The sequence below is a fragment of the uncultured Sphingomonas sp. genome (assembly GCF_964021865.1).
In the GTDB taxonomy this organism is placed as follows: domain Bacteria; phylum Pseudomonadota; class Alphaproteobacteria; order Sphingomonadales; family Sphingomonadaceae; genus Sphingomonas.
The window spans coordinates 1-10,527 of record NZ_CAXIAM010000083.1; the positions used below are offsets into that span (position 1 = coordinate 1).

General features: G+C 66.1%; 8 protein-coding genes and 1 tRNA gene. 2 read left to right on the plus strand and 7 right to left on the minus strand.

Annotated elements, in window-relative coordinates; genetic code table 11:
- From AADI75_RS15405 to lon, 5 genes are all read right to left on the minus strand, one after another.
- On the minus strand, positions 1-1,369 hold a 1,369-nt coding region (locus tag AADI75_RS15405), incomplete at its 3' end, for a TonB-dependent receptor plug domain-containing protein (protein WP_341209878.1).
- A 96-nt stretch (positions 1,370-1,465) separates the two neighbouring features.
- Positions 1,466-3,097 (minus strand): hypothetical protein, encoded by a 1,632-nt coding sequence (locus AADI75_RS15410; RefSeq protein ID WP_341209879.1) that lies wholly within the window; start codon positions 3,095-3,097, stop codon positions 1,466-1,468.
- Positions 3,098-3,468: 371 nt separating this feature from the next.
- A tRNA-Val gene (locus tag AADI75_RS15415) sits at positions 3,469-3,543 on the minus strand.
- A 61-nt stretch (positions 3,544-3,604) separates the two neighbouring features.
- Entirely contained in the window at positions 3,605-3,877 is a 273-nt protein-coding gene (locus AADI75_RS15420; protein ID WP_341209880.1) for an HU family DNA-binding protein, read from the minus strand.
- Positions 3,878-4,039: 162 nt separating this feature from the next.
- Positions 4,040-6,436 (minus strand): endopeptidase La, encoded by a 2,397-nt coding sequence (gene lon, locus AADI75_RS15425; protein WP_341209881.1) that lies wholly within the window; start codon positions 6,434-6,436, stop codon positions 4,040-4,042.
- Here lon and AADI75_RS15430 point away from each other — a divergent pair.
- Entirely contained in the window at positions 6,435-8,195 is a 1,761-nt protein-coding gene (locus AADI75_RS15430; RefSeq protein ID WP_341209882.1) for a M1 family metallopeptidase, read from the plus strand. The genes lon and AADI75_RS15430 overlap by 2 nt on opposite strands.
- Positions 8,165-8,410 carry a hypothetical protein gene (locus AADI75_RS15435; protein ID WP_341209883.1) on the plus strand — a complete coding sequence of 82 codons (246 nt, stop codon included), beginning with the start codon at positions 8,165-8,167 and terminating at the stop codon, positions 8,408-8,410. Before AADI75_RS15430 ends, AADI75_RS15435 begins: the two co-directional genes overlap by 31 nt.
- Positions 8,411-8,552: 142 nt before the next feature.
- Here the strand turns inward: AADI75_RS15435 and AADI75_RS15440 are convergent, their stop codons facing one another.
- Together AADI75_RS15440 and AADI75_RS15445 are read right to left on the minus strand one after the other, a co-directional pair.
- Positions 8,553-9,677, minus strand: coding sequence for an ionic transporter y4hA (locus AADI75_RS15440; RefSeq protein ID WP_341209884.1), 1,125 nt, complete (start codon positions 9,675-9,677; stop codon positions 8,553-8,555).
- Positions 9,678-9,936: 259 nt separating this feature from the next.
- On the minus strand, positions 9,937-10,527 hold a 591-nt coding region (locus AADI75_RS15445), incomplete at its 5' end, for an AAA family ATPase (RefSeq protein ID WP_341209885.1).

Below are 10,527 nucleotides of genomic sequence, written 5' to 3' on the forward strand. Positions count from 1 at the left end.
CCGGCGCGTTGCTCAGGTCGACGTTGAGCGATGTGTTGCAATTGTAGATGAACTGCCGCTCGTACGGCGAGTTGCGCTGCGAATTGGCATAGGCGCCACGCAGATCGACCGACAAGCCGTCGATCGGCTTGAACTCGCCGACCAGCTGCGTTTCGATCAGCTTGCGCTCGAACCAGTTGGTGTTCTGCTGGAACAGCGGGTTGCCGCTGGAATTGTTGTAGACGGTCGCCGCGGACGCACGTCCCTGCTTCAGCGTGTCGTGGATGTAGACGTTGGTCCAACGGACCTTGTTCTCGCCGAATTCCAACCCGAAGCCGAGCAGGCCGTTCACCACCGCGCGATTGTCGGTGATGACGGTGTCGAAATCGTTGCGGATCGTGCCGTCGTCGCTGATCGTATCCTGCTGCACCGCGTCGCGGGTGCGCCAGTTGTTCGACACGCCGACGCTGCCGATCAGGCCGACGCGCGTCGAGCCCAGATCGCCGGTCACGCCAAGATCGAGACTGCCCGAATAATTTGCCGGGATGTCGCTGTTTCGCTGGAGCAGCGTGGTGCGCGCGTTCGACATCTGCAGCACCTGCGCAGGCAAAATCACGCCGGTGCCGGTCGGCGCCTGCTTGATGAAGCTCGGCACGTTGCGCTCGCCGCCGTCATAGCCGAGCCAGTCGGTCTTCGATCCGAAATAGGTGTAACCCAGTCGGCCGGTCGTCTCCGTGTCGATCCCGCCCGAGGCGCCGACGGTGAAGAAATTCTCGTCCGGGATCGCCTTGGTCGTCAGGTTGATGACGCCGCCGCCGAACTCACCGGGGTAGTTCACCGAATAGGTCTTCTGCACCAGCGCCGAGCCGACCACCGTCGTCGGGAAGATGTCGAGCGGCACGGTGCGGCGCAGCGGTTCGGGGCTGGGCAATGGCGAGCCGTTGAGCAGCGCCGAGGAGTAACGATCACCGAGGCCGCGCACAAAGACATAGCCGTTCCCGACGACCGACAGACCGGTGACGCGGGTCAGGGCGCCCGCGATGTCGCCTTCGCCGGTGCGTGCGATGTCCGCGCTGGACAGAACGTTGACGACTTGGGCCGTCGCGCGGACCGCGTTCGGGATGTTGCGTCCGACGACGACGATGTCACCGGCGGTGCTGGTGTCGACACCAGGGGCGGAGACTTCCGCCTGATCGTCTGCGGTGCCGGGCACGGCATCCTGCGTCGCCTCCGCCTGCGGCGCGGGCGAGGTGGCCGAGCCGGGCGAGGTGGTGCTGGTCTGCGGCGGACCTGCGGGTGCCGACGGAGCCTGGGCGACCTGCGCAAGCGCCGCAGGGGCGACCAGCGTGGTCGTCAGGAGAAGGAGCGAGGCAAGGGTGCGCTGGCGCATGTCGAATTCCAGTCTGGTTCTAAAAAAAGCGGGCCCGGGTGGCGCGATCAGGCGCTCCCCGGGCTCCGCCGAGCATCACGAGGGGCTAGGTGCGCCTCAGCGGCCCTGACACTGGAAGTAGATCGAGTTGAAGGTCGGCGGGCCGACGTCCTGCAGCGCGCTGTTGGCGGGGCGGATCGTGGAACGGTCGTTGCCGGTTGCAGCCGCCCCGTTCACCGTGTTGCCCGCGATGACGTTGAGGCATGCCGCGCCCGACTGGGTCTTCACGATGCCGTTGACGAAGGCGAAGTCCGCACCGCCGCGCAGGCGGATCGCGGCCGGGGCCGAGTTCGTCTGAACGAAGGTGAAGTTGGCGTAGCGGCCGTAGGTGCGCGGCAGCGCGTCTTCCTGACCGTTCGAGTCGATCTCGGTCGCGAACGAGTCGGCGGTCGAGCCACCGGCCTTCTGCGCGGAGATGATGAACTGCATGAACCCGCGCCAGCCGTTGTCGACGTCGAAGCCGTCGTCGTCGGCACCGGTCACCACGAAATACTTCAGGTTGGTGGTGCCGCCGAAGATCTCGATGCCGTCGTCAGCCGAATTGTGGCTCTGGACGTGATCGATTGTCGTGCCCGAGCCGGTGCCGCCAAGCGTCAGGCCCTGCAGTTCGTTGCCTTCGCTGATCGCGATGCCGGTGTAACGGATCTGCACATACTGCAACGCGCCCGAGCTGTCGGCCTGGTTCGAACCACCGTAGAAGCGGCCCGTCACGCCCTCGATCGCCTGCTGGCAGGTCGTCGACGAGCCATTGGCGTCGTTCGGGCCAGTGCCGGTGGCGCAGACCGCCGTCGGCGCGCGACCGAGCAGCACGATGCCGCCCCACAGGCCCTGCGACGAGTCCGACACGCCGTTGCTCACCAAGTTCTGCTGCGCAGTGAAGATGATCGGCGCGTCGGCGGTGCCGACCGCGCTGAGCTTGCTGCCGCGATTGACGAGGATCAGGTCGTTCGACGTCTCCGTCGAGTCCGCTGCCAGCACGACGCCGGGCTGGATCGTCAGCGTGGCGTTGGTGGTGCCGTCGACGCCGACTTCGGTCTGGCCACGGAAGCGGTAGACCAGCCCGGCGACCTTCGCGAGCGTCAGGTCGGCGGTGATGATCTGCGGCAGGCGGCAGTAGCGGAACGTGCCGGCGGTGTTCAGGCCGTCATCGGTCAGCCCGGTCGGGCACGATGCCGCCGGCGTGCCGGTGCCGATCGACGGCACTGAGGTGCAAGCCGAACTGTTCAGGAAGGTCGCGCTCGACGAGTTGCAGGTCCAGCCCGAGAAGCTGTTGTCGTTCGGGCCGCTCAGCGCGCCGACGAAGCTGGTGTTCTGAAGGAAGGCGGTGTTGCCCAGCACCGTCTGCGGATTGCTGGCGGTGGCCAGCGAAGTGCCGCTCACCGGATAGACGCCGTTAAGCGTCGTGCCGAAGCCGTTGAGGTTGTTGTTCTGACCGGCATTGACCAGCGCGACCTGCTCGTCGGCGGTGATCGTCACGCCCGACTGGGTGGTGGCGAGCGCGAATTGCGCGCTGGTCAGCGGGGTCGGGGTCGCCGTGCCGGTCGGGGTCGGCGTCGGCGCAGGCTGGTTGATGGTGACGGGAATGCTGCCCGCACCCGGCGAGGCGACATCGTCCGCGCCGCACGACGCCAGGAACAAGGCCGCACTGGATGCCAGCAGAATCTGGCTGCGGCGGCTGAAGCTGACCATGAACTCACTCCCTTCGAAATTCGGGCCCATCCCCGGGGGCCCCGATCGAGTCGAACCGACTGTTCGCTCGATCGTCGAAAGCGCCGCTACGCCGTGAGAATGACAACTGAATGCGATTTCAGCGACGATTGCATGACGCATACGTTACGATTGCGTGACATGCGCAAAGGTGAGACGCGGGTAGTGTTGAGATCGTCCAATCACTTACGTCATTCAGGCGCCGGCGGAAATCCCGATGCCCCGGTCTTCTCGAAGATGGTCACGTCACAGCTCCGGATCCACGGCCGCGAGGGGATGACGGACGTGGCCAGCGCGCCAGACGCGAAAAGCCCCGCCGGTCGGTGCGACCGGCGGGGCTTTCATCGACCGGATGGTGGGCGCGACAGGGATTGAACCTGTGACCCCACCCGTGTGAAGGGTGTGCTCTACCGCTGAGCTACGCGCCCATCCGTTGGCGGAGCGGCGCAATTACGCAAGCCCCCCCGCCCTGTCCAGAGCAAATCCGCGTCAGTTGAGCGAATCCTTCAGGACCTTGCCGGCCTTGAACTTCGGCTGGCTCGACGCCTTGATCGTCATCGGTTCACCGGTGCGTGGGTTACGCCCAGTGGAGGCCTTGCGCTTGCTGACCGCGAAGGTGCCGAAGCCGACCAGACGCACTTCGTCACCCTTCTTCAGGCATGTCGAGATGGTGTCGAACACCGCCTCGACCGCGCGGCTCGCCTCGTTCTTACCCAGTCCGGCGGCCGTCGCGACCTGCGCGATCAGTTCCTGCTTGTTCATCCCGCAAAACCCCACTTTCAAAAGTCATTACATAACTGGAATGGATTCGCGGATCGAAACCCGCATCCGGCCATTAACGCGCCCGCCCATAGCGGAGTCAAATGAAACCGCCGCACCGAAATACCGGTACGGCGGTCTCAACAAGCCGACAAATTATGTAATTTAATGATGCAGTTCGCCACCAACCGGCGCGATCGGCGCAGGAGGAAGCGCGGCCAATTCGTCGGCCTCGGTCCAGTCGATCGCCTCCAGTGGCCGCACCAGCGCCAGCCGCAACACCTCGTCGACATGCGCCACCGGCACGATCTTCAGGCCGTCGCGAATGTTCTGCGGGATCTCGGCGAGGTCCTTTTCATTCTCCCTGGGAATCAGCACCGTCTCGATCCCGCCCCGCAAGGCGGCGAGCAGTTTCTCCTTCAGCCCGCCGATCGGCAGCACGCGCCCGCGCAGCGTGACCTCTCCGGTCATCGCGACTTCCTTGCGCACCGGAATGCCGGTCAGCGTCGACACGATCGAGGTGACCAGCCCGATCCCCGCCGACGGGCCATCCTTGGGCACCGCGCCTTCGGGCAGGTGGATGTGGATGTCCTTGCGGTGGAACAGGCTGGGCTTGATCCCGAACGACGGCGAGCGTGCCTGGACGAACGAGAAGGCGGCCTGCACCGATTCCTTCATCACGTCGCCCAGCTTGCCGGTGACCTTCGCCTGTCCCTTTCCGGGAACGGTGACACTCTCGATCGTCAGCAACTCGCCGCCAACCTCGGTCCACGCGAGCCCGGTGACCCCGCCGATCTGGTCCTCGGTCTCCGACAGGCCGTGCCGGAATTTCTGCACGCCCGCGAAATCGGACAGATTCTCGGGGGTGATCGTGACGCTTTCCGCCTTGCCCTCGAGTATCTGGCGCAGCGCCTTGCGGCACAGCTTCGCCAGCTCGCGCTCGAGCGTGCGGACGCCGGCCTCGCGGGTGTAGCGCTGGATCAGCGCACGCAGCCCCTCGTTGGTGAGCGTGAACTCGCCTGGCTTGAGCCCATGCGCCTCGATCTGCTTGGCGACCAGGTGGCGCTCGGCGATCTCGACCTTCTCATCCTCGGTATAGCCCTCCAGCCGGATGATCTCCATCCGGTCGAGCAACGGCTGCGGCAGGTTGAGCGAATTGGCGGTGCACACGAACATCACATCCGACAGATCGATGTCGATCTCGAGATAATGGTCGTTGAACTTCGCATTCTGCTCCGGATCGAGCACTTCCAGAAGCGCCGAGGCGGGGTCGCCGCGGAAGTCCTGGCCGAGCTTGTCGATCTCGTCGAGCAGGAACAGCGGGTTGCTGGCGCCGGCCTTCTTGAGGTTCGTCACGACCTTGCCCGGCAGCGAGCCGATGTACGTGCGGCGATGGCCGCGGATCTCGGCCTCATCGCGCACGCCGCCCAGCGACTGGCGGATAAACTCGCGGCCGGTCGCCTTGGCGATCGACTTGCCCAGCGAGGTCTTGCCGACGCCGGGCGGGCCGACGAGGCAGAGGATCGGGCCCTTCAGCTTGTTGGTGCGCGCCTGCACCGCCAGATATTCGACGATCCGGTCCTTGACCTTCTCCAGCGCGTAATGATCCTCGTTGAGGATCGCCTCGGCGGCGGGAATGTCCTTCTTGATCTTGCTCTTCTTGCCCCACGGCAGCCCGAGCAGCACGTCGAGATAGTTGCGCACGACCGTCGCCTCGGCGCTCATCGGCGCCATCGTCTTGAGCTTCTTCAGCTCGGCGGTCGCCTTGGTGCGCGCTTCCTTCGACAGCTTGAGCGTGGCGATCTTCTGAGTCAGCTCGGCGATCTCGTCGCCGTCGCCGTCCTCGCCCTCATTGCCCAGCTCGCGTTGGATCGCCTTGAGCTGTTCGTTGAGATAATATTCGCGCTGCGTCTTCTCCATCTGGCGCTTGACGCGGCTCTTGATCTTCTTCTCGACCTGCAGGACGCCGAGTTCGCCCTCCATGAGCGCGTAGGCCATCTCCAGCCGCTTGAGCGGATCGGCCTCCATCAGCAGCGCCTGCTTCTCGGCGACCTTGACCTGGATATTGCCCGCGACCGTGTCCGACAGCCGGCCGGCGGCGTCGATCTCGGCGAGCTGCGCGGCGAGTTCGGCAGGCAGCTTGCGGTTGAGCTTGGCGTAATTCTCGAACTGATCGACGACCGAGCGCATCAGCGCCGCCGCCTCGGGCCCCTCGACCTCCGCATCGGCGACCGGCGCGACCGCGGCGGTCAGATACTCGCCGCCCTCCTCCAGCGTCTCCAGCGTCGCGCGCGCCTTGCCCTCGACCAGCACGCGTACCGTGCCGTCGGGCAGCTTGAGCAATTGCAGCACCGTGGCGGTGACGCCCATCGAATAGAGATCGTCACGCGCAGGATCGTCCTCGGCCGGGTCGAGCTGCGCGACGAGGAAGATCTCCTTGTCGGCGGCCATCGCGGCTTCCAGCGCGGCGACCGACTTGTCGCGCCCAACGAACAGCGGCACGATCATATGCGGGAAGACGACGATGTCGCGAAGCGGCAGAACGGGGAAAGCAGACGTCATGTATACTCCGGTACCGCCCGTGTGGGGCGGCCAACACCGCTTATATGGTGCGTTCGCGCGCGGCATCAATCTTCTGCTCGCGCTGGCCGTCCCGACGTCGGTCACCGCCGCGCAACTGCCGGGCAAGGGCGAGCCGCCGATCAGCGAGCAGACGCAGCTTTCGGGCGGCATACGCCCTGCCGGACAGGCCGACCTGAGCTTGCGTTCCGCCGACCTGTCGTTCGCCCCCGACCCAGCGACGCGGCGGATGGCGGCGCGCGCGACACTGGTCGTCACGGCGAGGCGCGACGTGGCGGCGATCACGCTCGATCTCGATTCGAACTATCAGGTGCGATCGGTGACGCTGGACGGCAGGCCGGTGCGCGCGGCGCGACCGGACGGGCGGATCGTCGTATCGCGCGCGCTGGCGGCGGGTAAGCAGGTGACGATCGCAATCGCCTATGACGGCACGCCGCATGTCGCGGTCAACGCGCCGTGGGACGACGGCATGGTGTGGTCGCAGACGCCCGATGGCCGCCCGTGGATCGCGAGCACGACCGAGGGCTATGGCTGCGACCTGCTGTGGCCGTGCCTCGACTTCCCGACCGGCGAGCCCGAGGTGGCGACGCTCCACATCACCGCGCCCAAGGGGTTGAAGGCACCGTCGAATGGTCGGCTGCTGGGGGTGGATACGCTTCCCGACGGGCGCACCGTCTGGCATTGGCGCGCCCGCCAGCCCAACACCTATACGATCGCGATCAACATCGGGCCGTATGAGGCGATCGAGGGCAGCTACAAGAGCCGCTTCGGCAACACGATCCCGTTGTTCTACTGGCACCTGCCCGGCGAGGGCGTGCAGGCGCGCAAGCTGTTCGACGAATTCGCGCCGACGCTCGACTTTTTCGAAAGCGTGATCGGCCCCTATCCGTTCGGCGACGAGAAGCTGGGCGTGGTCGAGACCCCGCACAAAGGCATGGAGCACCAGACGATCAATGCCTATGGCAATGGCTATGCCAAGGCCCCCGAGGGGTTTGACTGGTTGTTCCACCACGAATTCAGCCATGAATGGTTCGCGAACCAGCTGACCGCGGCGAACTGGGACGATTACTGGCTGCACGAGGGGTTCGGCAGCTACATGCAGCCGCTCTACGGACGATGGCGCGAAGGCGACGCGCGCTATGCGGTGATGCTGGAGGCGCAGCGCAACCAGATCGTCAACCGCGCCCCGATCGTCCGCGACCGCGTGCTGACCGAGGAAGAGGTCTACGAGCCGAGCAAGGGCGGCGCGGGCACCGACATCTATTACAAGGGATCGTGGACGCTCCACACGTTGCGCTGGCTGATCGGCGACCGCGCGTTCTTCGATGCGGTGCGGCGCGTCGTCTATGGGCGGCGCGATCCGAAGCCGGGCGATTTCAGCCCGCGCTATGGCTCGACGCGCGAGTTCGAGGCAATCGTTCGCGAGGAGAGCGGGCGCGATCTGTCATGGTTCTTCGACACCTATCTGCGCGATCGTGCGTTGCCCGAGCTCGTGGCGACGCGCGACGGCAACACGCTGCGGCTCACCTGGCGGACGGAGCGCGCGCGCGTGTTTGCGATGCCGGTCGAGCTGACGGTCGACGGCGTGGCGCGGCGCGTCGAAATGCCGGACGGCACGGCGACGATCGCCGTACCGACCGGCGCGCATGTGGTGATCGATCCGGCGGCGCGCGTCCTGCGCCGTTCGGTGGCGGTGGAGGAGTACCAGCAATGGAAGCAACAGCAGCAGAAGCCCCGCTGACCGCGCGCGTGCTCGAGATGGCGGCGGTCTTCATGATCGGCGACGGGCTGCTCGGGCTGACGCAGACCGAGCGGCATACCGACTTGTGGAAGGACAACGCGCTGGGAGCGGAGCGGACGGTTCGGCCGTTCGTCGGCCGGCCGGGGCGGCGGCGATGGTATGCGCTGGTGCAGATTGCGGCGGGGCTGGCGCTGGCGGCGCGGCAGCGGGGGTAGCGCGGACCCGTGAAACCCCTTTCCGTTCGCCCTGAGGAGAGGCTGAGCTTGTCGAAGCCTCGTCTCGAAGGGCTGGTGCTTCGAGATGGCATTTCGACAAGCTCAATGCCTCCTCAGCACGAACGGACGTGTGAGGCGAAGGTTATGGCACCACCGTCGTGAACAGATACACCGCGAAGATCACCAGATGTACCGCGCCTTGCAGCACGGTGGTCCGCCCGGTGCCGAGCGAGATCGTCGCGATGAACAGCGACAAGGCCAGCAGGATGATCTTCATCGCGCTGAGCCCGAGCGCGAGCGGCAGATCGAGCACGAGGCTGACGATCGCGACCGCCGGGATCGTCAGCCCGATGGTCGCCAGTGCCGAGCCGAGCGCGAGGTTGAGGCTGGTCTGGATGCGGTTGCGCGCCGCGGCACGATAAGCGGCGAGGCTTTCGGGGGCGAGCACCAGTGCGGCGATCACCACCCCGACCACCGCGAGCGGTAGCCCGGCGCCGAGCACCGCCTCCTCGACCGTCTGCGACAGCGCCTTGGCGAGCAGCACGACCGCGATCAGCGCGACGAGCAGCGTGCCGAACGCGACCGTCGTGGTCGCGCGGGTCGGCATCGCGGCATGACCAGCCTCGTCGCCGTCTTCGGGGAGGAAATACTCCCGGTGGCGCAGCGTCTGCACCATGACGAACATGCCGTAAAGAAACAGGCTGACCACCGCGACCAGCACCAGTTGCGAGGTCGCATAATAAGGCCCCGGCGTGGTCAGGGTGTAACTGGGCAGCACCAGGGTCAGCACCGCCAGTGCCGCCAGCGTGCAGAGCGCGGCGCTGACCCCGCGCAGCGTGAAGCGCTGCTCGCCATGGCGGACGCCGCCGACCAGCAGGCACAGACCGATGATGCCGTTGAGGATAATCATAATCGCCGCGAACACCGTATCGCGCGCGAGCGCCGACGCGTCGCCGGCGTCGGAAAGCATTAGCGAGACGATCAGCGAGACCTCGATCACGGTCACCGCGATCGCGAGCACCAAAGTCCCGAACGGCTCGCCGACGCGGTGCGCGACGACCTCGGCATGGTGGACCGCGGCGAGCACACAACCAAACAGCACGATCGTCGCCCCGATCGTCCCCGCGGTTCCCAGCTGGTAAAGCGACAGCAGCACGGTCAGCAGCCCGAGCGGCGGCATCGCCAATGTCCACAACGGCAGGTCGAGCCGGTGGAGTAGCGAACGGCGGACGTCGGCGGGTGGCAAAGCGTCGTCTTCGATGGTCATGCGATCTGGCGGGCTCCGTTCTCCCGACCAATGCATGAGGCGCGGACATGATCCGCGGGCGTAACGATGCGGGTAGTGCCGACGTGCGCGCCAAGCGAGGCGACGTTCGCTGAAGAAAGGTGACCTCTCTCCTCGCCCCGCGGGCTTTACCCAGAGTCGCGCTCCCTAGCGCGCGTCGGAAAGAAGCGGAATTCCGGGTCAGGCCCGGGACGACGGGGGTAGAGAGCGCGGGCCTCCCGCGCCCTCTATCCCGTCATTGTCAGGCGACCTCGCCGGCCTTCTTGCTCTTCTCGGCATAGACGCGGACCGGGTCCTTGCGGCCCTCGACGACGTCCTTGTCGATCATCACCTCGTCGACCGAATCCATGCCCGGCAGATCGAACATCGTGTCGAGCAGAATGCCCTCCAGAATCGAGCGCAGCCCGCGCGCACCGGTCTTGCGCTCGATCGCCTTCTTGGCGACCGTGGTCAGCGCGTCGTCGGTGAAGCCGAGCTTGACCTCCTCCATCTCGAACAGCTTCTGGTACTGCTTTACCAGCGCGTTCTTCGGCTCGGCGAGGATCTTGACCAGTGCCGGAATGTCGAGATCCTCCAGCGTTGCGATCACCGGCAGACGCCCGACGAACTCGGGGATCAGCCCGAACTTGAGCAGATCTTCCGGCTCGGTCTGGCGCAGCACCTCGCCGGTGCGGCGCTCCTCGGGCGTGGCGACATAGGCGCCGAAGCCGATCGACTTGCCCTGCAAGCGGTCGCCGATGATCTTCTCGAGCCCCGAGAAGGCACCGCCGCAGATGAACAGGATGTTCGTCGTGTCGACCTGCAGGAACTCCTGCTGCGGATGCTTGCGCCC

Excerpts from the sequence above, each read along its gene's own strand:
- AADI75_RS15410 (WP_341209879.1), bottom strand. The coding sequence starts at position 3,097 with ATGGTCAGCTTCAGCCGCCGCAGCCAGATTCTGCTGGCATCCAGTGCG.
- AADI75_RS15420 (WP_341209880.1), bottom strand. The coding sequence starts at position 3,877 with ATGAACAAGCAGGAACTGATCGCGCAGGTCGCGACGGCCGCCGGACTG.
- AADI75_RS15430 (WP_341209882.1), top strand. The coding sequence starts at position 6,435 with ATGTATACTCCGGTACCGCCCGTGTGGGGCGGCCAACACCGCTTATAT.
- lon (WP_341209881.1), bottom strand. The coding sequence starts at position 6,436 with ATGACGTCTGCTTTCCCCGTTCTGCCGCTTCGCGACATCGTCGTCTTC.
- AADI75_RS15435 (WP_341209883.1), top strand. The coding sequence starts at position 8,165 with ATGGAAGCAACAGCAGCAGAAGCCCCGCTGACCGCGCGCGTGCTCGAG.
- AADI75_RS15440 (WP_341209884.1), bottom strand. The coding sequence starts at position 9,677 with ATGACCATCGAAGACGACGCTTTGCCACCCGCCGACGTCCGCCGTTCG.